The sequence below is a fragment of the Rhodopseudomonas sp. AAP120 genome, from assembly GCF_001295845.1.
In the GTDB taxonomy this organism is placed as follows: domain Bacteria; phylum Pseudomonadota; class Alphaproteobacteria; order Rhizobiales; family Xanthobacteraceae; genus Rhodopseudomonas.
The window spans coordinates 23419-46894 of the sequence record NZ_LJIC01000178.1 but is presented as its reverse complement, the minus strand read 5'-3'; the positions used below and the strand labels follow the sequence as shown (position 1 = coordinate 46894).

Annotated in this window: 25 protein-coding genes; 15 read left to right on the top strand and 10 right to left on the bottom strand. The window is 64.6% G+C overall.

Annotated features, from left to right (window positions below; genetic code table 11):
- Nucleotides 1–111 precede the first annotated feature (111 nt).
- Nucleotides 112–1725, bottom strand: a complete 1614-nt coding sequence (gene urtB, locus IP86_RS24725; protein WP_054165095.1) for an urea ABC transporter permease subunit UrtB — start codon at nucleotides 1723–1725, stop codon at nucleotides 112–114.
- Between the two features lie 97 nt (nucleotides 1726–1822).
- Entirely contained in the window at nucleotides 1823–3139 is a 1317-nt protein-coding gene (urtA, locus tag IP86_RS24720) for an urea ABC transporter substrate-binding protein (protein WP_054165096.1), read from the bottom strand.
- Between the two features lie 482 nt (nucleotides 3140–3621).
- Here urtA and IP86_RS24715 point away from each other — a divergent pair, with 482 nt between their 5' ends.
- The 3 genes from IP86_RS24715 (at nucleotide 3622) to IP86_RS24705 (ending at nucleotide 5915) form a co-directional block, all read left to right on the top strand.
- Complete coding sequence (locus IP86_RS24715; protein ID WP_054165094.1) at nucleotides 3622–5115, top strand: DEAD/DEAH box helicase; 1494 nt, start codon at nucleotides 3622–3624, stop codon at nucleotides 5113–5115.
- Nucleotides 5116–5138: 23 nt separating this feature from the next.
- On the top strand, nucleotides 5139–5423 hold the full coding sequence (gene infA / locus IP86_RS24710; protein ID WP_054165093.1) for a translation initiation factor IF-1: 285 nt from the start codon (nucleotides 5139–5141) through the stop codon (nucleotides 5421–5423).
- 279 nt (nucleotides 5424–5702) lie between these two features.
- Nucleotides 5703–5915, top strand: a complete 213-nt coding sequence (locus IP86_RS24705) for a cold-shock protein (protein ID WP_025588297.1) — start codon at nucleotides 5703–5705, stop codon at nucleotides 5913–5915.
- Nucleotides 5916–6048: 133 nt separating this feature from the next.
- Here IP86_RS24705 and IP86_RS24700 read toward each other — a convergent pair whose 3' ends face one another.
- The 3 genes from IP86_RS24700 to IP86_RS24690 all read right to left on the bottom strand — a co-directional run bounded on the left by IP86_RS24700 (nucleotide 6049) and on the right by IP86_RS24690 (nucleotide 7886).
- The gene (locus IP86_RS24700) at nucleotides 6049–6669 is read right to left on the bottom strand and encodes a TadE/TadG family type IV pilus assembly protein (RefSeq protein ID WP_054165092.1); all 621 of its coding nucleotides are present in this window, start codon (nucleotides 6667–6669) and stop codon (nucleotides 6049–6051) included.
- Nucleotides 6670–6678: 9 nt separating this feature from the next.
- A complete protein-coding gene (locus IP86_RS24695) occupies nucleotides 6679–7221 on the bottom strand; it encodes a TadE/TadG family type IV pilus assembly protein (RefSeq protein WP_054165091.1) in 543 nt (180 codons plus the stop codon).
- 173 nt (nucleotides 7222–7394) lie between these two features.
- A complete protein-coding gene (locus IP86_RS24690; protein ID WP_054165090.1) occupies nucleotides 7395–7886 on the bottom strand; it encodes a pilus assembly protein N-terminal domain-containing protein in 492 nt (163 codons plus the stop codon).
- Nucleotides 7887–8264: 378 nt separating this feature from the next.
- Between IP86_RS24690 and IP86_RS24685 the strand changes: the two genes are divergently transcribed.
- From IP86_RS24685 to IP86_RS24645, 10 genes are all read left to right on the top strand, one after another.
- Nucleotides 8265–8435, top strand: coding sequence for a Flp family type IVb pilin (locus IP86_RS24685; protein WP_054165089.1), 171 nt, complete (start codon nucleotides 8265–8267; stop codon nucleotides 8433–8435).
- A 91-nt stretch (nucleotides 8436–8526) separates the two neighbouring features.
- On the top strand, nucleotides 8527–8664 hold the full coding sequence (locus tag IP86_RS28870) for a hypothetical protein (RefSeq protein WP_156332617.1): 138 nt from the start codon (nucleotides 8527–8529) through the stop codon (nucleotides 8662–8664).
- 95 nt (nucleotides 8665–8759) lie between these two features.
- The gene (locus tag IP86_RS24680; protein WP_054165088.1) at nucleotides 8760–9284 is read left to right on the top strand and encodes an A24 family peptidase; all 525 of its coding nucleotides are present in this window, start codon (nucleotides 8760–8762) and stop codon (nucleotides 9282–9284) included.
- Nucleotides 9285–9412: 128 nt separating this feature from the next.
- Nucleotides 9413–10216, top strand: a complete 804-nt coding sequence (gene cpaB, locus IP86_RS24675; protein ID WP_054165087.1) for a Flp pilus assembly protein CpaB — start codon at nucleotides 9413–9415, stop codon at nucleotides 10214–10216.
- Nucleotides 10217–10230: 14 nt separating this feature from the next.
- Nucleotides 10231–11676, top strand: coding sequence for a type II and III secretion system protein family protein (locus tag IP86_RS24670; protein WP_054165086.1), 1446 nt, complete (start codon nucleotides 10231–10233; stop codon nucleotides 11674–11676).
- Between the two features lie 19 nt (nucleotides 11677–11695).
- Nucleotides 11696–12424, top strand: a complete 729-nt coding sequence (locus tag IP86_RS24665) for a CpaD family pilus assembly protein (protein WP_054165085.1) — start codon at nucleotides 11696–11698, stop codon at nucleotides 12422–12424.
- Nucleotides 12421–13698, top strand: a complete 1278-nt coding sequence (locus tag IP86_RS24660) for a CpaE/TadZ family protein (protein WP_054165084.1) — start codon at nucleotides 12421–12423, stop codon at nucleotides 13696–13698. Before IP86_RS24665 ends, IP86_RS24660 begins: the two co-directional genes overlap by 4 nt.
- 17 nt (nucleotides 13699–13715) lie before the next feature.
- Nucleotides 13716–15155 (top strand): TadA family conjugal transfer-associated ATPase, encoded by a 1440-nt coding sequence (locus tag IP86_RS24655; protein WP_054165083.1) that lies wholly within the window; start codon nucleotides 13716–13718, stop codon nucleotides 15153–15155.
- Nucleotides 15156–15168: 13 nt separating this feature from the next.
- A complete protein-coding gene (locus tag IP86_RS24650; protein WP_054165082.1) occupies nucleotides 15169–16143 on the top strand; it encodes a type II secretion system F family protein in 975 nt (324 codons plus the stop codon).
- Between the two features lie 11 nt (nucleotides 16144–16154).
- Entirely contained in the window at nucleotides 16155–17129 is a 975-nt protein-coding gene (locus IP86_RS24645) for a type II secretion system F family protein (protein WP_054165081.1), read from the top strand.
- A 270-nt stretch (nucleotides 17130–17399) separates the two neighbouring features.
- Here IP86_RS24645 and IP86_RS24640 read toward each other — a convergent pair whose 3' ends face one another.
- Nucleotides 17400–18188 carry a tetratricopeptide repeat protein gene (locus IP86_RS24640; RefSeq protein ID WP_054165080.1) on the bottom strand — a complete coding sequence of 263 codons (789 nt, stop codon included), beginning with the start codon at nucleotides 18186–18188 and terminating at the stop codon, nucleotides 17400–17402.
- Between the two features lie 107 nt (nucleotides 18189–18295).
- On the opposite strand from IP86_RS24640, the gene IP86_RS24635 reads away from it, so the two are divergent.
- On the top strand, nucleotides 18296–19678 hold the full coding sequence (locus tag IP86_RS24635; protein ID WP_054165079.1) for a leucyl aminopeptidase family protein: 1383 nt from the start codon (nucleotides 18296–18298) through the stop codon (nucleotides 19676–19678).
- A complete protein-coding gene (locus tag IP86_RS24630) occupies nucleotides 19671–20528 on the top strand; it encodes a C40 family peptidase (RefSeq protein WP_054165078.1) in 858 nt (285 codons plus the stop codon). Before IP86_RS24635 ends, IP86_RS24630 begins: the two co-directional genes overlap by 8 nt.
- Here IP86_RS24630 and IP86_RS24625 read toward each other — a convergent pair.
- From IP86_RS24625 to IP86_RS24610, 4 genes are all read right to left on the bottom strand, one after another.
- Entirely contained in the window at nucleotides 20512–21150 is a 639-nt protein-coding gene (locus tag IP86_RS24625; protein WP_054165077.1) for an NUDIX domain-containing protein, read from the bottom strand. The genes IP86_RS24630 and IP86_RS24625 overlap by 17 nt on opposite strands.
- A 7-nt stretch (nucleotides 21151–21157) precedes the next feature.
- Nucleotides 21158–22795 carry an ABC transporter ATP-binding protein gene (locus IP86_RS24620; protein ID WP_054165076.1) on the bottom strand — a complete coding sequence of 546 codons (1638 nt, stop codon included), beginning with the start codon at nucleotides 22793–22795 and terminating at the stop codon, nucleotides 21158–21160.
- 167 nt (nucleotides 22796–22962) lie between these two features.
- Complete coding sequence (locus tag IP86_RS24615; RefSeq protein ID WP_054165075.1) at nucleotides 22963–23247, bottom strand: type II toxin-antitoxin system VapC family toxin; 285 nt, start codon at nucleotides 23245–23247, stop codon at nucleotides 22963–22965.
- Nucleotides 23244–23465: a hypothetical protein gene (locus tag IP86_RS24610; protein WP_054165074.1), complete on the bottom strand. Its 222-nt coding sequence runs from the start codon at nucleotides 23463–23465 to the stop codon at nucleotides 23244–23246. Before IP86_RS24610 ends, IP86_RS24615 begins: the two co-directional genes overlap by 4 nt.
- Nucleotides 23466–23476 lie beyond the last annotated feature (11 nt).

Below are 23476 nucleotides of genomic sequence, written 5' to 3'. Positions count from 1 at the left end.
CCGCGGGCACTGAGCGCGTGGCAAGAGCCCTCACCCCAGCCCTCTCCCGCAGGCGGGAGAGGGAGTCACGCTGCGGCTCGCGGAGAGGCAATGGCACTGAACTTATCATCCTCATGCCTCCACCGCCCGGCCCTTGAGCGCGAACAGACCGCGGGGACGCTTCTGGATGAACAGGATGATCAGCACCAGGATGGCGATCTTGCCGAGCACGGCGCCGGCAAACGGCTCCAGGAACTTGTTCGCAATGCCGAGCGAGAATGCGCCGACCAGCGTGCCCCACAAATTGCCGACGCCGCCGAACACCACCACCATGAAGCTGTCGATGATGTAGCTCTGTCCGAGGTTGGGCGAGACGTTGTCGATCTGCGACAGCGCCACGCCGGCGATGCCGGCGATGCCGGAGCCGAGGCCGAAGGTGAGCGCATCGACCCGTGAGGTGGCGATGCCCATCGACGCCGCCATGCGGCGGTTCTGCGTCACGGCGCGCATCTCGAGGCCAAGCGCAGTGTAGCGCAGCATCGCCAGCAGGATCGCGAACACGGCGAGCGTGAAGCACAGGATCCAGAGGCGATTATAGGTGATGGTGATCTGGCCGAGTTCAAACGCGCCGCTCATCCAGCTCGGATTGCCGACCTCGCGATTGGTCGGGCCGAACAGGGTCCGCACCGCCTGCTGCAGGATCAGCGACAGTCCCCAGGTGGCGAGCAGCGTCTCCAGCGGACGGCCATACAGAAAGCGGATCACCGTGCGCTCGATCAGCACGCCGATCGCGCCGGCGACCAGGAACGCCAGCGGCACGGCGATCAGCAGCGAATAGTCGAACAGCGCCGGATAACGCGTGCGGATCGCTTCCTGCACCACGAAAGTGGTGTAGGCGCCCAGCATCACCATCTCGCCATGAGCCATATTGATGACGCCCATCACGCCGAAGGTGATGGCGAGCCCGATCGCGGCGAGCAGCAGCACCGAGCCGAGCGACAGCCCGTACCAGGCGTTCTGCACCGCCGACCACATTGCGAGATTGCGCTCGATGGCCGCCTTGGCGCTGGCGATGCCGGCGGCAACGGCGGCGCTTTGCTCGACCGGAACGCCGGTGAGCAGCGCCATCGCCTCCTGATCGCCGCGCGCCTTGAGCGTGGCGATCGCGTCGAGCTTGTCGACGTCGCTGGCGCCGGACTTGAACAGCAGGATCGACGCGCGCGCCTCGGTGAAGGCCCGCTTCGCCGCGGCATTCTTCTCGGCCTTCAGCGCCGCCTCGACGGTCGGCAGCATGGTCTCGTCGTGCGACTTGAACACCGACTGCGCCGCCTGGATGCGCTTGTCGAGATCGGGCGACAGCAGCGTCAGTCCGGCCATGGCACCGGCCACGACGCGGCGCAGCTTGTTGTTGAGGCGCACCGCGCTGGCCTTGGCCGGCAGCGCGGCGACCGCCTCGCCGGTGGCGGCATTTGTGATCTTGCCGTCATCGGCCTTGATGAAGGCGGCTTTGCTGTCTGGATCGGCGTAGAGCTTGCCGTCCTGCAGCGCAGTGATGATCACGGCGGCGCGCGGATTGCCGCTGGCGATCAGCTTGCCGATCGCATCTTCAGTGTCGGAGAAGGAGTCTTGGGAGAATTGCGCGATGGCGTCCTCATAGGGACCAGCCAGCGCCGGCAGGCTCGCCAGGCCGGCGAACGCGATCGCCAAGGCGGCCAGAAAAATGCGCGACAAACGGATGAAGGGCACTGAATGATCCCGGCAAGGATGAAGGTGCGTCGAAGGGCGAAAAGGGCGGCGGCGCAACCGGCGTCGCCGCCCTCTCGATCGGTCAGTCAGCCAGCGCTCAGCTGCCGCCGCACTTCTTGGTCACGGTGTTGTAGTTGCCGCACTTGAGCGTCACCCAATCACCAACCAGATCCTTGGAGCCGTCGAGCTCCTTCGACCAGGCGTCGCCCGGCACCAGGCCCGGGGTCTTCCAAACCACGTCGAACTGGCCGTCACCCTTGATCTCGCCGATGAACACCGGCTTGGTGATGTGGTGGTTCGGCAGCAGCTCGGAAATGCCGCCGGTCAGGTTCGGCGCCTTGGTGCCCGGCAGGGTGTCGATCACCTTGTCGGTGTCGGTGGTGCCGGCCTTCTCGACCGCCTTCACCCACATGTTGAAGCCGATATAGGTGGCTTCCATCGGGTCGTTGGTGACGCGCTTCGGATTCTTCGTGTAGGCCTGCCACTCCTTGATGAACTTCTCGTTCTCCGGAGTCTTGATCGACTCGAAGTAGTTCCAGGCGGCGAGATGGCCGACCAGCGGCTTGGTGTCGATGCCGGCGAGTTCTTCTTCACCGACCGAGAACGCCACCACCGGGATGTCGGTGGCCTTGATGCCCTGGTTGCCGAGCTCCTTGTAGAACGGCACGTTGGCGTCGCCGTTGATGGTCGAAACCACGGCGGTCTTCTTGCCCGCCGAGCCGAACTTCTTGATGTCGGCGACGATCGTCTGCCAATCGGAATGCCCGAACGGCGTGTAATTGATCATGATGTCTTCGGACTTGACGCCCTTCGACTTCAAGTAGGCTTCGAGGATCTTGTTGGTGGTGCGCGGATAGACGTAGTCGGTGCCCGCCAGCACCCAGCGCTCCACCTTTTCTTCCTTGGCGAGGTAGTCGACCGCCGGGATCGCCTGCTGGTTCGGCGCGGCGCCGGTGTAGAACACGTTGCGCTCGCTCTCCTCGCCTTCGTACTGCACCGGATAGAACAGGATCGAGTTCAGCTCCTTGAACACCGGCAGCACCGACTTGCGCGACACCGAGGTCCAGCAGCCGAACACGACCGAAACCTTGTCCTTGGTGATCAGCTCACGCGCCTTCTCGGCGAACAGCGGCCAGTTCGACGCCGGGTCGACCACAACCGCTTCGAGCTTCTTGCCGAGCACCCCGCCCTTCTTGTTCTGCTCGTCGATCAGGAACAGCACCGTATCCTTCAGCGTGGTTTCGCTGATCGCCATGGTGCCGGACAGAGAGTGCAGAACGCCAACCTTGATGGTGTCCTCAGCGGCCTTCGCGGGCCCGAAGGCCGCCAGGCCGAGGGTCAGACCCGCGGCGGCGGCCATCACGGCGCGCCGGCTCAATGCCGTCTTCCTCGAAAACTTGGGTTCGATACGCATGCGGTTGTAATCTCCCTGGACGCAGATGATGCGCGGCCCCACGGCCGTCTGCGGCGAAGGAATCGCAAGAAGCATGCCATGCCTGCGTGCGAGCTTAACTGATTGATAACGCCTCATAAAAAGGCACTGTCTGAATCCTGCACTTTACGCACCTGCACAAAATTCGCGCCGTCGAAATGCATGCAGCTTAAACAATCAGCACAAAAAGTAAGCAGACGCGAAGCTCAGGCAGCTTGTGCCCGTCATCTGCTCGATCCGACGCGCAATTCGACCTTGAAAGCGCCGCTTTGATGTTCCATATGAGTTGCAAGACCTTGAGACTCGTCAGGTCGCCGCGAGCCGCGTGTTCTGATCCCCCTGCCCCTGAGTTCGGACAGCGGTTTCTGGCTCGTCTTTCAGCCGATTAGAGCCCACGCTCCAAACACGCGAGCGTCCCGGTTTGTGCCTGCTCCCGACGAGAGCGTCGGGCGCCTGCTTCCACAATGGAAAGAACCCATCTTTTGACCTCGTTTCAGGATTTCGGCCTCGCCGATCCCATCTCCCGTGCGCTTCAGGAAGAAAATTACCACACCCCGACGCCAATCCAGGCGCAGACCATCCCATTGGCCATTACCGGCCGCGATGTCGTCGGTATCGCCCAGACGGGTACCGGCAAGACTGCCTCTTTCGCGCTGCCGATCCTGCACCGGATCCTCGAGAACCGCATCAAGCCGCAGCCCAAGAGCTGCCGCGTGCTGGTGCTGAGCCCGACCCGCGAACTGTCGGGCCAGATCCTCGACAGCTTCAACGCCTATGGCCGCCACATCCGCCTCAGCGCCACGCTGGCGATCGGCGGCGTGCCGATGGGCCGCCAGGTCCGCGCGCTGATGCAGGGCGTCGAAGTGCTGGTCGCGACGCCGGGCCGCCTGCTCGACCTCGTCCAGGGCAACGCGCTGAAGCTGTCGCACGTCGAATTCCTGGTGCTCGACGAAGCCGACCGCATGCTCGACATGGGTTTCATCAACGACATCCGGAAGATCGTCGCGAAACTTCCGATCAAGCGCCAGACGCTGTTCTTCTCGGCCACGATGCCGAAGGACATTGCGGACCTCGCCGAGCAAATGCTGCGTGATCCGGCCCGCGTCGCCGTCACCCCGGTATCGTCCACGGTGGAGCGCATCAACCAGCGCGTGATCCAGCTCGATCACTCGGCCAAGCCGGCGATGCTCGCGCAGATCCTTCAGGCCGACGGCGTCAATCAGGCGCTGGTCTTCACCCGCACCAAGCACGGTGCCGACAAGGTGGTGAAGGGCCTGCAGCGCGCCGGCATTTCGGCCGACGCCATCCACGGCAACAAGTCGCAGAACTATCGCGAGCGCGTGCTCGCGGCGTTCCGCACCGGTGAGCTGCGCACGCTGGTGGCGACCGACATCGCCGCGCGCGGCATCGACGTCGACGGCGTCTCGCACGTCGTCAATTTCGACCTGCCGAACATCCCGGAGACCTACGTCCACCGCATCGGCCGCACCGCGCGCGCCGGTGCCGATGGCACCGCGATCTCGCTGTGCGCCGGTAGCGACGAGGCCGCCTATCTGCGTGACATCGAAAAGCTGATCAAGGTGTCGCTGCCCAAGGAAGACCACCGCACCCCCGGCGCCAAGCCGCCGCCGCCCGCGCAGCAGCGCGGTGGCCAGCGCAATAGCGGCCAGCCGCATCGCGGCCAACGGAACGGTGGCGCGCCGCACCAGGCCCGCGCCGAAGCCGGCGCCAACGACCCGCGCCGTCCGCGTCGCGGCGGCAACCCGAACGCCGGTCGCCATCCGGACGCGCGCCATACCGACACCCGGCATCCGGATGCCGGCCGTCACGAACCGGCGGCTCGCCCGCAGCACAGCGGCGGCCATAGCGCCGGTCATGGCGAGGGACTTCAGGGCGTCGCATTTTTGCAGCGCAAGAATCGGCCTGCTAAGACGACGACTCAACGACCGCAACGCTGATCAAGACCGATCTGGAGATCACGATGGCTAAAGAAGAGCTGATCCAGTTCGAAGGACTGGTGACCGAAATCCTTCCCGACGCGCGGTATCGTGTCCAGCTGGACGCCGGACACGAGATCGTTGCCTATACCGCAGGCAAAATGAAGAAGAACCGGATCAAGACGCTGGCTGGCGACCGGGTGACGATCGAAATGTCACCCTATGATCTGGAGAAGGGCCGCCTGATCTTCCGCCACAAGGACGAGCGTCCGGGCGGATCGGGCGCGCCGCGCGGCGCTCCGCCGCGGGGTCAGTTCCGGCGCAGGTAAGCCGCTGGACCGATACGACCACATGCGCTTTGCCGTTTCGCAGAGCGCGGTTTCCGAATGGATGCGAAACCCGCGCCTCCAAAAAATCCCGCATGTCAGGATTGTTTTGAGCGCAGGCTTCGCATAATATCTGTTAATCGATTTTCGGCCGGACGACATTAGCTACTACCGGTACAGCCGGTTCAGACGCTGACGACCCTTCCAAAAATTCGATGCCACCAGCCCGCCTGGTCACCAGATGGGCTCCGACCGTATCTATATTTAGAAGGGACTACCCCCGTGAGCATGGGAACCGTGAAGTGGTTCAACGCGACCAAGGGCTACGGCTTCATCCAGCCGGATGATGGCGGTAACGACGTTTTCGTTCACATCAGCGCTGTCGAGCGCGCGGGCCTCGGCACGCTGCGTGAAGGCCAGAAGATCAGCTACGAAATCGTTGCCGATCGTCGCTCTGGCAAGTCGTCGGCCGACAACCTGCGTTCTGCCGGCTAAGCAGATCGTCCGGGACTAAGCTACCGAGGGCCGCGCCACAGCGCGGCCTTTTTAATTTGCGGATGAGCGCGTGGGCTCGATCGCCGCGCGCAAGCGTGACTGCCGGGCACCTCGCACCGGCGCTGCCGAACGCTCACTGCGTCGGGCAGGTCGAGGTGCCGTACAGCACACAGATCGACTGCCGCGGCCGCGTGTAGGACAAGTCACTGAGCGTGATTCCCGCCGGCGCGACCACGTAGCCGACCACCGGCTTGTACAGATAGCCGACCTCACTCAGGATCATGTAGGCCTTCGCGACCTTGAGACCGTTGGGGATCGTGATCGTATCGCCAGCCTTCCTCGCCGGGGTGGTCAGCGTCGCGGCGATCGTCGTGCCGTTCTGCGCGACCTTGGCCGTCTGGCTCCACTGCACTTTGGCGACACCGGCGTCGTTCACATAGATCTCGGAGATCGTGGCCGTCACCGTGTCGGTCGGATACGGCGACAGCACGCCGTAGCTCGCCGAGAACACGTTCTTCAAGTCGCTGTCGGTGACGCTGACTGCCTGCGACACCAGATCCGACAGCGTCCGCGCCACCAGCGTCACCTTGCGATCGACCGCGATGCCGGCTGATAGTTCGACGGTCGCGAAGAACGTCACCAGCATCAACGGCACGATGAAGGCGAACTCGGTTGCCGCAAGGCCGCTGCGGTCCCGTAGCAGCCGTCGCCCGGATCGCTGCGCCTCCCGCCAGACCTTCGACAGCAGTCTCATCACTCGTTCCTAATTGTAAGGCTCGTTGCGGAACGCGGCAGTAGCCGTCAGCAGCCGCTTACTGTCGGTCAGGTTGGCGATGTTGTAGCCGAGGCCGGTGACGAACAGCGGCCACTGATAGAACGCCCGCACCACGACGATCTGGCCCGCGGTGCCGGGGTTGTATTGCATGGTGTTGACGAATTTCTTGTTGGCGTCGATCGGCGGCACGATGCTGACGGTCGAGAAATCGCTGCCGTAGCTGCGCACATCGACATAGACGCCGTTGCAATCGAACAAGCTGCTGAGCTTGCCGCACAACGCCGTCTTGAACTGGGCCGAAGAATAGGACGCGTTCTGCGCCTGGCCGGTCAGGATCAACCGGGCTGAATCCTGCACCGCGGTCTCGAGCACCTGTCCGGCGAAGAACATGAAGGCAGTCTCGATGATCGCGAACAGCAATCCGAAAAAGATCGGCGCCACCATCGCGAACTCGATCGCCGCCGAGCCGCGGCGGCTGCCGCGAAATCGTCGCAGCAGCATCGCGGCGCGCGCCATCAACAACGAACTCATCGGCGATCTCTCGGTGTCTGACAGGTTTTCCCGGTGCGAAACCTAGTCAAAACAGATTGTGGAAGTGTTTCGCCGGATCGAGACAACATCGACCGCGCTGTTGAGACTCCGTTAACGACGATGCCGGCGCCGGGCGGCTCCGTCTCGGTCGCCAGTCTAGGCACCCTCGTGCCTCAATTGCTCTTCGAGACCGAAACACCGGTGGCCTGGTTGTTCAGCGTTCCGGCCTGATCGATGGTGGCTTTAAAATAGGGTTCGGAATCGCCCAGCGTGATGCGGCGCTGGCAGATCGGCATACAGCTATAGGACTCGCGCTCGACGCCGCGATAGACCGTCACCACCTTGTCCATCGGGCCCTCGACCTGAATCAGCCGATCGGCCACGATCGCTCCCTTGCGGTCCATGGCAATCACATTGGTGGCGCCGTAGCCCTTGCCGGTAACGACGACCATGCCGCCCGGCTGCATCGTGACGTCGGCGATCAACGGATTGCCGACCACCAGCGTCGAGATGTTCTGCGGCAGCCTGATCAGCTTGGCCTGATCGACATTGACGGAGATGGTTTCCTCCGTCCCCGCCGAAACGACGGACACCGAGCTGACGGCGAACACCAGGGAAGATATCGCAAGCGCCGCGCGTACACCGCGCGAGGGTCGGATCGACATACTGTACTCCGGGACATCAACAGGCCGGCCAAAGCAGATACGCAGCGGGGCCGGCGCCCGACATGGGAAATGTGCCGTTAATTGATGAATGAACCGCAAACGCCGGTGCATCAATTTGACCGATCTGTCCGATGCTGGGGCGATCCTGCACCGCGGTGAGCAGCGACGGTATCGGGCTGACACAATCACTCAAATTTTCGATTAGTTTAATGCTGCATTCACTCTACTCAAGAAGTCGCTGTTGAGGCCGTGTTTCAGCAATCGAATTAACTGCGCTGCAATTTCCAGCTCCTAGGTTCCCCACATGGTCGCGGTGCTGAGAACGCCGGCAAGACCACACTTAGTTCGACAGCCACGGGCACATGGAGCTACTCCCCAATGAAGAACATTCTCGCGCGTTTCGTTAAGGACGAGTCGGGCGCCACTGCGATCGAGTACGGCCTGATCGCCGCCGGTATCGCTCTCGCCATCATCGTCGTCGTCAACGGCATCGGCAGCAAGCTGAACCTGGCCTTCACCAACATCAGCGGCAACCTGAAGACTCAGTAATCGAGCCTTCAGTCGCGACAAGGCCTCGGCTCCGCCGGGGCCTTTTCTGTCCCGAGCCGTTCCGCGATCGTCAACAGTCCGAGTTACGCGTATGAGTCGATCCGATCCGGCAATCCTGACCGGCACCACAAGGCCGGCGCTGCGCGAAATCGCTGCCAGACAGGCGGTCTGCGCGGCGCTGTTGCTCGGCATCGTGGCGCTCGCGGTCCGCATCGCCCTGGTGTGGTGATCCGGGCTTTCGTTTCCCGATCGTTCACCTCTACAGGCTAGCTTCGCCGCTCCGGTCCGCGGCGGTCGCGGCCTTCCCTTCGGCGAGACTCGACGATGATCGCTGACCTGCTACGCCTGTCGCTGTTTCCGGCCCTGATGGCCTTCGCGGCGTCCAGCGACCTGTTCACGATGACGATCCCCAATCGTGTCTCGATGTTGCTGATCGCCGGCTTTCTGGTATTGGCGCCGATCAGCGGCATGAACATCGAGCAGTTCGGCTGGCATCTGGCCGCCGGCTTCACGGTGCTCGCGGCGGCATTCACATGTTTCGCGATGGGCTGGATCGGCGGCGGCGACGCCAAGGTGGCTGCGGCGGCAGCGCTGTGGTTCGGCTTCGCCCACCTGCTCGACTACCTGCTTTACGTCTCGCTGTTCGGAGGCGCGCTGACGCTTCTGCTGCTCGGCTTCCGGCAGTGGCCGCTGCCCTATCCGCTGCACGGTCAGGCCTGGTTGACGCGATTGCACGCCCAGGAAACAGGTATTCCCTACGGCATCGCGATCGCGCTGGGCGCACTGATGATCTATCCGCAGACCGAATGGATCAAGGCCGTGGATCTGTCGCGGTTCGCGCTGCACTGACGGGGCCGCGGGAACATCTCGTTAACTCGATTTAGATACGCGTCATTAACCATGCTTTGACGAATAGCTGGTCAACTCCAGCTACTGCGGCGGGGTCCGTCGCCGAGTCATTCGGGAAGTGAAAGCGTATGAATTCCGCGCGCATCGTCGTTCTGGCCATTGCGATCGGCGCCGGTGCCGTCGCCGCCTATCTCGCCAGCAGCGGTGGCGGGCAGGAAACCGCCGGGCCGCCCGCGCCGGTCGCGCAACTTCCGACCGTCGACGTCCTGGTCGCAAAGTCCGACATTCCGCTCGGCCAGCCGGTCGGCCCTGACGACGTTCAGTGGCAGAGCTGGCCGGCCGCGACCGCCAGCTCACAATTCATCCGCCGCAATGACCAGCCCGAGGCGAACCGGCAGATCGTCGGTTCGATCGCGCGGTCGCCGTTCATCGCCGGCGAACCGATCCGCGAGCAGAAGCTGGTGAAGGCGACTGGCTCCGGATTCATGGCCGCCATCCTGCCGACCGGGATGCGGGCGATCTCGACCGAAATCTCCCCCGAGACCGGCGCCGGCGGCTTCATCCTGCCGAACGACCGCGTCGACGTCATCCTGTCGAAGCGCGATCGCAATCCCGACCGCACCGGCGGCGGCGGCGAAACCGTGAATTCCGAGATCATCCTCAGCAACGTCCGGGTTCTGGCGATCGATCAGACCATCGAAGAGAAGAACGGTCAGCGGGTGGTGGTCGGCAAGACCGCGACGCTCGAGCTGAAGCCCGACCAGGCGGAATTCCTCGCCCGTGCGCGCCAGAGCGGCACGCTGTCCTTGGCGCTGCGCAGCCTCGCCGACGCCAACGCGCCGGCCGGCACCGACGACACCGGCGGCGGCAAGCGGGACAGCATCAACGTCGTTCGTTACGGCGTCGCCACCCAGACGACGATGCCGAAGTGAGCAGAGAGACGGATATGAACCGCGGGGCCCACTACCGATTCATCCGGACCGTTAAAAGCACGGCGGCGGCGGTTTCCGCCGTCGTCGCGCTTTCGCTGCTGTCGGCCTGGTCACCGGTTCAAGCCGGCGATTATCGTGAAACGCCGGCGCAGACGGCCGGTGCTGGCCTGAACGCGCGCCCGCTCGCACTCGGCATCGGCAAATCGGTCGTGATCGATCTGCCGCGCGACATCAAGGACGTATTGGTCGCCGATCCGAAGATCGCCAACGCGGTGGTTCGCTCGGCGCAGCGCGCCTACATCATCGGGGCCGCGGTCGGCCAGACCAACATCGTGTTCTTCGATGCCAGCGGACAGCAGATCGGCGCCTACGATATCGCCGTGACCCGCGATCTCAACGGCATCCGCACCGCGCTGCGCCAGTCGATCCCCAATGCCGACATTCACGTCGAAGGCCTCGGCGACGGCGTCATGCTGTTGGGCTCCGCCGCGACCGCAATCGAGGCCCAGCAGGCGGCCGATCTGGCCGCGCGCCTCACCGGCGACGCCACCAAGGTCGTCAACAATATCGCGATCCGCGGCCGCGACCAGGTGATGCTGAAGATCACCGTCGCCGAAGTGCAGCGCAATATCATCAAGCAGCTCGGCGTCGATCTCACCGCCAATATGAGTTACGGCACCTCGGTGGTGAAGTTCACCAACAGCAATCCGTTCACTCAGTCCGGGCAGGCACTGGTGTCCGGCAATGCGCTGACGACCTCGTTCGGCAACGGCCCGTCGGTTCAGGCGACGCTCAAGGCTATGGAAAGCGCCGGCGTGGTGCGCACGCTGGCCGAGCCGAACCTGACGGCAATTTCCGGCGAGCCGGCGAGCTTCCTCGCCGGTGGCGAGTTTCCGGTGCCGAGTGGCGTCACCTGCACCAACGGCGTCTGCACGCCTTCTGTGCAGTTCAAGAAATTCGGTGTTCTGCTCAACTTCACCCCGGTGGTGCTGAGCGAGGGCCGGATCAGCCTGAAGGTGTCGACCGAAGTCTCCGAAGTCTCCAGCGACAACGCCGTCAACATCAACTCCTTCTCGGTGCCGTCCATCAAGACGCGCCGTGTCGACAGCACTGTCGAAATTCCCTCGGGCGGCTCGCTGGCGATGGCCGGCTTGATCCAGGATCAGACCAAGCAGGCGATCAACGGGCTCCCGGGCATGACGCAGGTTCCGGTGCTCGGCACGCTGTTCCGCAGCCGCGACTACATCAACCGTCAGACCGAGCTGATGGTGCTGGTGACGCCCTATGTGGTGCGCGCGGTGGCGCAGAAGGACCTGTCGCGGCCGGACGACGGCTTCGCCGATGCCTCGGATCCGCAATCCGATCTGCTCGGCAATATCAATCGGATCTACGGCGTGCCCGGTCGCAACGCCGCACAAGGCCAGAACTACCGGGGCCGCTTCGGCTTCATCACCGATTGAGCGGGACGAGGACAGCACGATGATTTCCATGACACCCGCCCGTGCACGCCGCGGCCTCGGTTTCGGGGCCGCTTTAGTCGGTGTATCGCTATCGCTCGGCGCCTGCACCCACACCGGGAGCACCGAGGACGTCACCGCCAGCATTCCGCTCGACTATCGCCAACGGCATCCGATCGCGATTCAGGAAGCCGATCGCAGCATCGTGGTGTTCGTCGGCAACGGCCGCGGCGGACTAACCGCGCCGCAGCGCGCCGACGTGATGGCCTTCGGCCGCGACTGGCTGCGCGAGGGTACGGGCTCGATCATCGCCGAAGTCCCGTCCGGCACGCCGAACGCCCGGGCCGCGGGCGAGACGGTCCGCGAGATCCAGTCGGTGCTGACCGCGGGCGGCGTTCCGGCGCGCGGCGTCATCGTGAAACCCTTTCATCCCGCCGATCCACGCACCTTCGCGGCGATCCGCCTGCTGTATCCGAAGGTCACGGCAGTGGCCGGCCCCTGCGGTCTGTGGCCCGAGGACATCGGTCCATCGATCAAGAACAAGGGCTATCTGGATAACCGGCAGTATTGGAATTTCGGCTGCGCCAATCAGCGCAACCTGGCCGCCATGGTGGAGAATCCGTCGGATCTGGTGCAGCCGCGGGCCGAGACGCCGCCCTACACCGCACGCCGCGCCACCACTTTCGAAACCTACCGGACCACCAAGCCGCAAACCACCGACAAGGCGCAACTGAGTAACGTCGGACCATGATCAGCTACGCACGCCAGAATCAGGACGAAGCCGGCGCCGAAGCGCCCGCGCCCACCGCAGCGTCGGACGAGCACATCGCGCCGGCCCCCCGCGTGTCGGTGCAGGCCTTCTGCGAGTCGGTGGAGACCGCCGCGGCGGTGCAGGCCGCCGGCGAAGACCGCCGCCTCGTCAAAGCCCATCTGAAGATCCAGATGGGCGGGATGGCGGCGGCGATCGAGGCCTATCGCTCGGCGCCGACGCCGAACGTCATCATTCTCGAGACCGATCCGCGCAGCGACGTGCTGGCCGGGCTCGACCAGCTCGCCACGGTCTGCGACCCGGGCACGCGCGTCATCGTGATCGGCAAGGTCAACGACGTCACGCTGTATCGCGAGCTGGTGCGCCGGGGTGTCAGCGACTACGCGATCGCGCCGGTGGCGCCGATCGACGTGGTGCGCTCGATCTGCAATCTGTTTTCCGCGCCGGAGGCCAAGGCCGTCGGGCGCATCATCGCGGTGGTCGGCGCCAAGGGCGGCGTCGGCGCCTCGACCATTGCCCACAACGTCGCCTGGGCGATCGCGCGGGATCTGGCGCTGGATTCCGTGGTGGCCGATCTCGATCTGGCTTTCGGCACCGCGGGCCTCGACTACAATCAGGATCCGCCGCAGGGCATTGCCGAGGCCGTGTTCGCCCCCGACCGGGTCGACACCGCCTTCGTCGACCGCCTGCTGTCGAAGTGCACCGATCATCTCAGCCTGCTGGCCGCGCCGGCGACGTTGGATCGGGTCTACGATTTCGGCAGCGAAGCGTTCGATTCGATCTTCGACACGCTGCGCGCGACGATGCCGTGCATCGTGCTCGACGTGCCGCATCAATGGACGGGCTGGACCAAGCGCGCGCTGATCAACGCCGACGACATTCTGATCGTCGCGGCGCCCGATCTCGCCAATCTGCGCAACACCAAGAACCTCTACGACCTGCTGCGGACCGCGCGCCCGAACGATCGGCCGCCGCTGTACTGCCTCAACCAGGTCGGCGTGCCGAAGCGGCCCGAAATCAATGCCGCCGAATTCGCCAAGGCGATCGAAAGCCAGCCGATCGTCACCATCCCGTTCGACCCGCAGATGTTCGGCGCGGCCGCCAATAACGGGCAGATGATCGCCGAGATCGCCGCGAGCCACAAGGTCACCGACATGTTCCTGCAGATCGCGCAGCGGCTGACGGGACGCGGCGAAGCGAAGAAACCGAAGGGCGGCTTCCTGTCGCCGATTCTGGAGAAGCTGCGGGCCAAGTAGGCCCACTGGAGTGTTTCGTGTTCGGTAAGCGTAGCAGTGCAGATCAGGAGGCGCGATCGAAGCCGGTGAGCCTGGCTCCCGAGCCGGTCGCGCGCGTGGAAGCGCCGGCCCCGGTGTCGTCTCCGCCGCTCGCCCCCTCGCGCAGCGCGCCCCCGGTCGAAGCCCGGCGCTCCGACACCTATTATCAGGTCAAGGCGACGATTTTCGGCGCGCTGATCGAAGCCATCGATCTGGCGCAGCTCGCCAAGCTCGACGGCGAGTCGGCCCGCGAAGAAATTCGCGACATCGTCAACGAGATCATCGCGATCAAGAACATCGTGATGTCGATCGCCGAGCAGGAGGAACTGCTCGACGACATCTGCAACGACGTGCTCGGCTACGGCCCGCTCGAGCCGCTGCTGTCGCGCGACGACATCTCCGACATCATGGTCAACGGCGCCGGCACGGTCTACATCGAAGTCGCCGGCCGCATCCAGCGCACCGGCATCCGTTTCCGCGACAATCAGCAGCTGCTCAACATCTGCCAGCGCATCGTCAGCCAGGTCGGGCGGCGCGTCGACGAATCCTCGCCGATCTGCGACGCCCGCCTCGCCGACGGCAGCCGCGTCAACGCCATCGTGCCGCCGCTGGCGATCGACGGCCCCGCGCTCACCATCCGCAAGTTCAAGAAGGACAAGCTGACGCTCGATCAGCTCGTCAAGTTCGGCGCGATCACGCCGGAGGGCGCCGAGATCCTGCAGATCATCGGCCGCAGCCGCTGCAACGTGCTGATCTCCGGCGGCACCGGTTCCGGCAAGACGACGCTGCTGAACTGCCTGACCAACTACATCGACGACGACGAACGCATCATCACCTGCGAGGACGCCGCCGAACTGCAGCTGCAGCAGCCGCACGTGGTGCGCCTCGAAACCCGGCCGCCGAATATCGAAGGCGAAGGCCAGGTGACGATGCGCGAACTGGTGCGCAACTGTCTGCGTATGCGCCCCGAGCGGATCATCGTCGGCGAAGTCCGCGGCCCCGAAGCTTTCGACCTGCTGCAGGCGATGAACACCGGCCACGACGGCTCGATGGGCACGCTGCACGCCAACAACCCGCGTGAGGCGCTGTCGCGCTGCGAGTCGATGATCACGATGGGCGGCTTCTCGCTGCCGTCGCGGACCATCCGCGAGATGATCTGCGCCTCGATCGACGTCATCATCCAGGCCGCCCGCCTGCGCGACGGCTCCCGCCGCATCACCCACATCACCGAAGTGGTGGGGATGGAAGGCGACACCATCATCACCCAGGATCTGTTCGTCTACGACCTGCTCGGCGAGGATGCCAACGGCCACATCGTCGGCCGCCATCGCTCAACCGGCATCGGACGTCCGAAATTCTGGGAGCGCGCGCGCTACTACGGCGAGGAAACGCGGCTCGCGGCGGCGCTCGACGCCGCCGAAGTCGTCACCAACATCTGACGGGAACGGCTCGATGCAGATGCAAACGCTCGCTCTGGCCTTCTTCGCAGCGATCGCCGTCGGCGGGCTGGCGTGGGTGTTCATCTATCCGCTGCTGTCCGGCGAGAAGCAGGCCGAAAAGCGTCGATCGAGCATCGCCCGCTCGGCGCCGGCAGTGCGTCAGGTCGACAGGACGCAGCGCTCGCGCCGCGAACAGATCGAAGGCTCGCTGCGCGAAATCGAAGCCCGCAACGAGAAGCAGAAGAACGTTTCTCTGAGCACCCGGCTGTCGCAGGCAGGCGTCGACTGGACGCCGAACAAATTCATCACGATCTCGGCCTGCCTCGGTGCGACGATGTTCGCGCTGGTGATGCTGTTCGACGGAGGCCTGCTTGCCGCGGCCGCGCTCGCCTTCGCCGGCGGCTTCGGCCTGCCGCGGTGGACCCTGGGCTTTCTCAAGAAGCGCCGCGAGAAGAAATTTCTCACCGCCCTGCCCGATGCGGTCGACGTGATCGTCCGCGGCATCAAGGCCGGTCTGCCGCTGTTCGAGTCGATCAAGGTGGTGGCCGCCGACGCGCCGGAACCGCTCAAGAGCGAGTTCAACGCTATCATCGAAACCCAGGCGATCGGGATGCCGCTCGGCGAGGCTTGCGCCCGCCTGTACGACCGCATGCCGCTGCCGGAGGCGAACTTCTTCGGCATCGTGATCTCGATTCAGCAGAAGTCGGGCGGCAACCTGTCGGAAGCGCTCGGCAACCTGTCCAAGGTTCTGCGCGACCGACGGCGCATGGCCGAGAAGATCCAGGCGATGTCGATGGAAGCGAAGGCCTCCGCGGCGATCATCGGTTCGCTGCCGCCCATCGTGATGTTTCTGGTCTACCTGTCGACGCCCGACTACATTTCGCTGCTGTGGACTCATCCGACCGGCCGCCTGATGCTGGCGGGCTGCGTGGTGTGGATGACCGCGGGCATCCTGGTGATGAGGAAGATGATCAATTTCGACTTCTGACGAGGTGACCCATGATCGATCTTCTCGTTGAGAAGTTCCACGACCGGCATTTCATGACGATGCTGCTGGCTGCGATCGCTGCCAGCGCCACGGTCTACACGCTGGTGATGCCGCTATTCGTCGGCGAGACGCTGGCAAAGCGCATGAAGGCGGTCGGCAGCGAACGTGAGCGCATTCGTCAGCGCGAACGCGACCGGCTGGCCAAGGTCGAGCGGGTGTCGCTGCGCCAAGCGCCGAAGCAGTTCATCGCCAAGGTCGTCGAAGATCTCAACCTCGGCAAATGGGTCGCGCAGGAGACCGCGCGCGACAAGCTGGTCATGGCCGGCTACCGCGGTCAGGCGCCGTACGTCACTTTCCTGTTCTTCCGCATGGTGATGCCGATCGCGTTCGGCATCGCCGCCGCCATCTACATCTTCCTGCTGACGAATCTCGATCAGTCGACCGCCGTCAAACTCGGGATCTGCCTCGCCGCCGTATTCCTCGGCATGCAGGCGCCGATGCTGTTTCTGAAGAACGCGATCTCGAAGCGCCAGCTCTCGATCCGGCGCGCCTTTCCCGACGCGCTCGACCTGCTGCTGATCTGCATCGAATCCGGCATGTCGATCGAGGCGGCGTTCCGCAAGGTTTCGATCGAGATCGGCACGCAGTCGGTGCCGCTGGCCGAAGAACTCACACTGACCACGGCGGAGCTGTCCTATCTTCCCGACCGCAAGCAGGCCTACGAAAACCTCGCCGCCCGCACCGGGCTGGAGGGCGTCAAGTCGGTCTGCCTCGCGCTGCAGCAGGCCGAACGCTACGGCACGCCGCTCAGCCAAAGCCTGCGCGTCATGGCGCAGGAAAATCGCGACATGCGCATGAACGAGGCGGAGAAGAAGGCCGCTGCTCTGCCGCCGAAGCTGACGGTGCCGATGATCCTGTTCTTCCTGCCGGTGCTGTTCGTGGTGATCCTCGGCCCGACCGGCATCAAGGTCGCCGCACTGCCGTAAGCTGAAACCAGGCGGCGCCGGATTCGGCGGGAATGCCAGATGATCTGGCTACAGCAGTCTGCATCTCGTGGAGTGGTGAGCGAGGATACGTCGCCCTGCCACAGACACAGCATCATCGCGAGGAGACGCAAAGCGTCGTCTCGAACCATGATGGCGAGTGATGCGCAGCCTCTGCCCGAAACGCCCGAAGTCGCCGGGCTCCTCAGCATGAGGATTCAGTGCCGTTGCTAAGCCCTGAGCGCGTCAATCATCTCACGCGTCGTCGGGCGATCACTCGCCCGAAGCGAGCACGCCGCCGCGGCGCGGCGCGGTCTTGCCGTCGAGCATCTGCTTCAGATAAGCGACATTGGCGGCCGCTTCGTCGGCCGGCAGGTCGGCGCGGACGATGTTCTCAGCTTCGGCAAAGCGGCCCTGCAGTCCGATGACCAGCGCCAGGTTCTGCCGTACGCGTGGATCGGCGCGACCGCTGGCATAGGCCTGGCGCAGCGTGTCCTCGGCTTTCGACAGATCCTTGGTGAGCACGTAGGACATGCCGAGGTTCGACAGCACCGACGGCTCACCTGGAGCGAGGTTCAGCGCGCTGGCGTAGTAGCGTCTTGCTTCATCGTGGCGGCCCATCTGATCCAACGTCGTGCCCTGCACCGACAGGATGCGCCAATCCGGATTGTCCGGACTATGCGCATTCGACAGGGCGTCGAACGCAGCGCTGAAATTGCCGTTGTCGGCGAGCGCACGACCATAGGCCGCGAGCACCGTCTTGTTGCCGGGATTGGCGAGGGTGGCACGTTCCAGCATCGCGACCGCCTGTGCGCGCTGACCGATCGCGCGCAGCGCCTGCCCGTAAGCCATCGCAGCGGCGGGGTCCTTCGGATTGGCACGATAACGTTCGCCGGCGAGCTCCGCAGTCCGGCTCGGATCGGCCGGAGCCTCGGCGCGGGCGTTGAGCGCGCCGGTGATGCCCGACATGCCCGTTGTCTGGCAACCGGCCAACGCGGTCGCCACAACGATGGTCAAGGCCGCGGATGTGACAAACCGGGCAAGACAAGAGGGCTGGCGCATGGCAACTTACTCGCGACCTGGATGATCGAACTCCATGCCAGCAATAGACCGTTAACCCTAATCTTGGGTTAATCCGCCCTCTCCGCCCGACGCTCGAAAGACCGTGCATGTCCCTTGTTTTCGCCACTGCTCCGGAACCCCAAGCCATTCCGATTTCCTTCGTCACCAAGTCCGGATGGGAGACGTTGCGCGCTAGCCTGCCGGCGGCGGCGCAGCGTTTCGCACAAGGGCACGGCTACAGCGCGAAAGCCGGGCAATTCCTCGCCCTGCCGAATGCAGACGGCGACATCGATCACGTGCTGTTCGGCCTCGATGAAGCGGACGCACCGGGCGCCGATCCGTTCCGCGCCGGGCAACTGCCAGGGCTGCTGCCCGCCGGCACCTATCGCTTCGCCAACGCGCCGCACGATGTTCGGCTGGCCGTGCTCGCCTTCGCGCTCGGCATCTACAAGTTCGGCCGCTATCGCAAGGCCGAGCCGCCGGCGGTGAAGCTGGTGCCCCCTGATGGCGTCGATGTTGCGGCGATCGAGCGTGCCGTCGAGGCCACGACGCTGGCACGCGACCTGATCAATACGCCGTCGAACGACATGGGCCCGGCCGAACTCGCCGAAGCCGCGCAGATGCTGGCGCAGCGCTTCGATGCGAGGTTCAATTGCATTGTCGGCGAGGATCTGGTGACGCAGAACTTCCCGCTGATCCATGCCGTTGGCAAGGCGGCGACACGCGCGCCGCGGCTGATCGACATGACATGGGGCGATCCGGCGCATCCGAAGGTGACGCTGGTCGGCAAGGGCGTCTGTTTCGACACCGGCGGTCTCGACCTGAAGCCGTCGAGCGCGATGCTCATCATGAAGAAAGACATGGGAGGCGCCGCCAATGTGCTGGCGCTGGCCTCGATGATCATGGATGCGAAGTTGAAAGTGCGGCTGCGCGTGCTGATTCCCGCTGTCGAGAATTCCGTGGCCGGCAACGCGATGCGGCCGCTCGACGTCTATCCGTCGCGCAAGGGCCCGACCGTCGAGATCGGCAACACCGACGCCGAAGGTCGACTGGTGCTCGCGGACGCGCTGGCGCTCGCGGATGAGGAAGCACCAGACCTGCTGATCGACCTCGGCACACTGACCGGCGCCGCGCGCGTCGCGCTCGGTCCCGATCTGCCGCCGTACTACACAAATGACGAAACGCTCGCGCTGGACGTCGCGCGCTGCGCCAGCGCCGAGAACGATCCGCTGTGGCGGATGCCGCTGTGGGGCGCCTACGATTCCTGGCTGGACTCGAAAGTGGCGAATCTCAACAACGCGCCGTCGGGCGGCTTTGCCGGCTCGATCACCTGCGCGCTGTTCCTGCAGCGCTTCGTCGAGAACGCAAAGAGCTGGCTGCACGTCGACATCTATGGCTGGACGCCGAAGTCCAAGCCGGCGCGCCCCGAAGGCGGCGAATGCCAGGCCGCGCGCGCGATCTTCGCGCTGTTGAGCGAGCGCTATGGCTGATCACAAGCACGATCCGCGGCTGACGCCGGCGCGGCCGGACCTCGCGGCCAAGTATCTCGAAGGCCGGGTCAGCGCTGCGAGGTTCGTCGAGGGCGAGGTGTTCGAACTCAGCTACGGCGTGACAGCGATGCGGCGCGAGCCGTTCTCCGGCGCGATGCAGGAAACCGAGGCGCTGAAGGGCGAACGCGTCACCATCTACGACCGCACAGATGAAGGCTGGGCATGGGGACAACTCGCTGACGACGGCTATGTCGGCTGGCTGCCGGACATCGCGCTGTACAGACCCGCGGCCGAGCCCACCCACAAGGTCACCGCACTGCGCACCTTCGCCTTCCCGGGCCCCTCGATCAAACTGCCGCCGGCGGAGACGCTGCCGCTCGGCGCACGGCTCGCCGTCGTGCGCGAGGACGCCGGCTTCGCGGTGACGCAGGAGGGCTGGCACGTGCCGCGCCAGCACGTCGCCGCGCTCGACGTGGTCGAGACCGATTTCGTCAGCGTGGCAGAGCGCTTCGTCGGTACGCCGTATCTGTGGGGCGGTCGCAGCAGTCTCGGCATCGACTGCTCCGGCCTGGTGCAGACCGCACTCGCCGCCTGCGGCGTCAAGGCGCCGCGCGACAGCGACATGCAGGAGGCCGCGCTCGGGCACATCGTGCCGCTGACGGAGCAGACGCGGCTCCAGCGCGGCGATCTGTTGTTCTGGAAGGGGCACGTCGCGATCGCGCGCGATGCCGACAGTATCGTGCACGCCAATGCGTATCACATGGCGACCGCGATAGAGCCGATGCGCGAAGCCATTACACGGATCGCCGCGAGTGGCAGCCCGCTGACGACGATCAAGCGGCTCGGCTGAACAGCTCCTGCAGCCGGGTGCGGTTGAGCGCCAGCCATTGCAGCGCGCTGTAGAGTAGCGCGTTGGCGATGCGGCCGTCGCCGAGCGCAGCCAGCGCCTCGTCGATCGACACGACGAATGGCTGCGTATCCTCATCCTCGTCGGCCACGCCGCCACGCTCCAGGACCGCGCTGGAATCGAGAAAGCCGGCGAAGAACGTGATCTGCTCGTCGGTAAATCCCGGCGTCGGCAGCACGCTGTACAGCTCGATCAGCCGCTCCGGCGCGGCGCCGATCTCTTCGATGCATTCGCGCCGGGCGGCGACCGCCGCGTCCTCACCGTCCTCAATTCGGCCGGCAACGATCTCGACCATATCGCCCCGACCGGTCGCGAGATGCGCCGGCAATCTGAATTGTCGGATCAGGACGACCTGGTCGCGCGCCAGATCGATCGGCACCACTGCGGCGACTCGGCTGGCGCGTAGCACGTCGCGCTTCTGCAGCAACGGCGGCTCGCCGTCCCGCCGCAGCGAGACCTCGTAGCGCTCATAGGTCATGAAGCCACGACCGATAATTTCGGGCGCAGACACGGTCACGTCCGCCTCGCGATCCGCGAGTTGATGAGTCCCGGCAACTTCCGTCATCGAACACCTATTGGGCCGCGGCGCCACCCGGAGCAGTCTCGAGCCGGAATGCGGCGGCGAACAGCGCCCGCGTATAGTCGGTCTTCGGCGACTTGAACAGTTCCACCGCCGGTCCTTCCTCGACGACCTTGCCCTGTTTCATGACGATCAGATGACTTGCGAGCGATGCCACCACCCGCAGGTCGTGCGAGATGAACATGTAGGTGAGATCGCGCTTGCGCTGTAGTTCGCGCAAGAGGTCGACCATCTGGGCCTGAAACAGCATATCGAGCGCGGATGTCGGCTCGTCCAGCACGACAAAGCTCGGCTCCAGCACCACGGCGCGGGCGATGCTGATACGCTGACGCTGGCCGCCGGAGAACTCGTGCGGGTAGCGGAAGCGCGTCGCCGGATCGAGCCCGACATCCTTGAGAGCCTTGATCACCCGCGCCTCGCGTTCGTCTTCCGACAGCTGCGGCTGATGCACCCGCAGTCCCTCGGCAACGATATCGCCGACCGACATGCGCGGGCTGAGCGCACCGAACGGATCCTGAAACACGATCTGCATGTCGCGGCGATGCGGCAGCATCTCTTTGAACTTCAGGCCTTGGATATTCTTGCTGAGGAAGACGATCGGACCTTCGGACGAGATCAGTCGCAGCAGCGCGAGCCCCAGCGTGGTCTTGCCCGAGCCGGACTCGCCGACAACGCCGAGCGTCTCGCCTTTGCGCACGGCGAGCGTCACGCCGTCGACCGCCTTGATATGCCCCACCGTCCTGCGCAACAGGCCGCGCTTGATCGGAAACCACACTTTGAGATCATCCGCAGAAATCACCACGGGCGCTTCCGGCCGGGGCGGCGCCGGATCCGGCTTCGGCTCGGCTGCCAGCAGAGCCTGGGTGTAGACATGCTGCGGCGAGCTGAACACCTGCTCGACCGGCCCCTGCTCGACGATCTTGCCATTGTGCATCACGCAGACCACGTCGGCGATCCGCCGCACAATGCCGAGATCGTGGGTGATGAACAGCATGCTCATGCCGAGCCGCGAGCGGATGTCGGCGAGCAACGCCAGGATCTGAGCCTGCACGGTGACATCGAGCGCGGTCGTCGGCTCGTCGGCGATCAGCAGATCGGGCTCGTTGGCGAGCGCCATCGCGATCATCACGCGCTGGCGCTGACCGCCGGACAGCTGGTGCGGATAGCTGCCGAGCCGCGTCTCCGGCTCGGGAATGCCGACCTGTGTCAGCAACTCGACGATCCGCGCCCTCCCCTTGGCGCCGCGCGGCCCGCCGTGCAACTGAAGTATCTCGCCGAGCTGCTGTTCGATCGTATGCAGCGGGTTGAGCGAGGTCATCGGCTCCTGAAAGATGATCGAGATCTCGTTGCCGCGCAGCTCGCGAATGTCGTTCTCCGACATGCCCAGCAGCTCACGGCCCTTGAACCGGATCTGCCCGGTGGGATGGGACGCCGTCGGATACGGCAGCAGCTTGAGGATCGACAGCGCACTGACCGACTTGCCGGAGCCGGACTCGCCGACCAGCGCGACGCACTCGCCGCGCTTGATCTGATACGAGATCCGATCGACCGCGGTGGTCGTGCCGCTCTGCTGATGAAACGCGACCGAGAGCTCGTCGACGGCGAGCAGAGGCTGGTTGAGCGCGTCCATTAGGTGAGCTCGTCGATAAGTCGTGAGACGTTCTCGCGAGTCGAATCGAGCAATCGTAATTTCTCCGGCGTTCTCAACCGCCGGTCTGCCGAAAGCATCGTACCACACGAGGTGTGAACAGCCGTCATGACATGGGTCGCATCTGCAAGTTTCACCATACCGAATGCCTATCGATAGCTCGCAGTCGCGACCAGAATGCCACATGTTACCGGACACAGATCAAACAGGTCGCTCTCGACGATGAGATCGATGTAGTCGCGTTGTTGAGTGGGTGTCGCCTTTGCCAGGACTTCCGCAATCGTCAGCTCGCTGGTCACGGCGAATCCTCGTCGGCGCTGGAACAGGTCGAACAGAGCACGAAGCGCTTCGGAGATCTCCGTCCGTCCCTCGACGGCGTAGATGAACACATTCGAGTCGAGATAGACGCGCAAGGGATCGAGAGCAGCGCTCATTCCCACTCGTCTCGCTGCCGCCGCCACTCTGCGTCGATTTCCTCTTTGCTCCGAAACGGAGGTCTGCGACGTGCAAAGATCTCGTCCAACGTCGGCCGCTGCTTCGGCGGCTGCTCGCCTTCTTCGATCGTCACGGTCACGACAGGCCCGGCCAAACCTTCGCGCAGATCGGCAGGCAATGCCGACACAGGATAGTTTTCTTTAACGATCCTATTCATGGCTCTGCTCC

Excerpts from the sequence above, each read along its gene's own strand:
- IP86_RS24640 (WP_054165080.1), bottom strand. The coding sequence starts at position 18,188 with ATGCGCCAGCCCTCTTGTCTTGCCCGGTTTGTCACATCCGCGGCCTTG.
- IP86_RS24620 (WP_054165076.1), bottom strand. The coding sequence starts at position 22,795 with ATGGACGCGCTCAACCAGCCTCTGCTCGCCGTCGACGAGCTCTCGGTC.
- IP86_RS28870 (WP_156332617.1), top strand. The coding sequence starts at position 8,527 with ATGAGTCGATCCGATCCGGCAATCCTGACCGGCACCACAAGGCCGGCG.
- IP86_RS24685 (WP_054165089.1), top strand. The coding sequence starts at position 8,265 with ATGAAGAACATTCTCGCGCGTTTCGTTAAGGACGAGTCGGGCGCCACT.
- IP86_RS24625 (WP_054165077.1), bottom strand. The coding sequence starts at position 21,150 with ATGACGGAAGTTGCCGGGACTCATCAACTCGCGGATCGCGAGGCGGAC.
- IP86_RS24615 (WP_054165075.1), bottom strand. The coding sequence starts at position 23,247 with ATGAGCGCTGCTCTCGATCCCTTGCGCGTCTATCTCGACTCGAATGTG.
- IP86_RS24650 (WP_054165082.1), top strand. The coding sequence starts at position 15,169 with ATGCAGATGCAAACGCTCGCTCTGGCCTTCTTCGCAGCGATCGCCGTC.
- IP86_RS24700 (WP_054165092.1), bottom strand. The coding sequence starts at position 6,669 with ATGAGACTGCTGTCGAAGGTCTGGCGGGAGGCGCAGCGATCCGGGCGA.
- IP86_RS24690 (WP_054165090.1), bottom strand. The coding sequence starts at position 7,886 with ATGTCGATCCGACCCTCGCGCGGTGTACGCGCGGCGCTTGCGATATCT.
- IP86_RS24665 (WP_054165085.1), top strand. The coding sequence starts at position 11,696 with ATGATTTCCATGACACCCGCCCGTGCACGCCGCGGCCTCGGTTTCGGG.
- IP86_RS24645 (WP_054165081.1), top strand. The coding sequence starts at position 16,155 with ATGATCGATCTTCTCGTTGAGAAGTTCCACGACCGGCATTTCATGACG.
- IP86_RS24715 (WP_054165094.1), top strand. The coding sequence starts at position 3,622 with ATGGAAAGAACCCATCTTTTGACCTCGTTTCAGGATTTCGGCCTCGCC.
- cpaB (WP_054165087.1), top strand. The coding sequence starts at position 9,413 with ATGAATTCCGCGCGCATCGTCGTTCTGGCCATTGCGATCGGCGCCGGT.
- IP86_RS24635 (WP_054165079.1), top strand. The coding sequence starts at position 18,296 with ATGTCCCTTGTTTTCGCCACTGCTCCGGAACCCCAAGCCATTCCGATT.
- IP86_RS24660 (WP_054165084.1), top strand. The coding sequence starts at position 12,421 with ATGATCAGCTACGCACGCCAGAATCAGGACGAAGCCGGCGCCGAAGCG.
- IP86_RS24695 (WP_054165091.1), bottom strand. The coding sequence starts at position 7,221 with ATGAGTTCGTTGTTGATGGCGCGCGCCGCGATGCTGCTGCGACGATTT.
- IP86_RS24610 (WP_054165074.1), bottom strand. The coding sequence starts at position 23,465 with ATGAATAGGATCGTTAAAGAAAACTATCCTGTGTCGGCATTGCCTGCC.
- urtA (WP_054165096.1), bottom strand. The coding sequence starts at position 3,139 with ATGCGTATCGAACCCAAGTTTTCGAGGAAGACGGCATTGAGCCGGCGC.
- infA (WP_054165093.1), top strand. The coding sequence starts at position 5,139 with ATGGCTAAAGAAGAGCTGATCCAGTTCGAAGGACTGGTGACCGAAATC.
- IP86_RS24680 (WP_054165088.1), top strand. The coding sequence starts at position 8,760 with ATGATCGCTGACCTGCTACGCCTGTCGCTGTTTCCGGCCCTGATGGCC.
- IP86_RS24670 (WP_054165086.1), top strand. The coding sequence starts at position 10,231 with ATGAACCGCGGGGCCCACTACCGATTCATCCGGACCGTTAAAAGCACG.
- IP86_RS24630 (WP_054165078.1), top strand. The coding sequence starts at position 19,671 with ATGGCTGATCACAAGCACGATCCGCGGCTGACGCCGGCGCGGCCGGAC.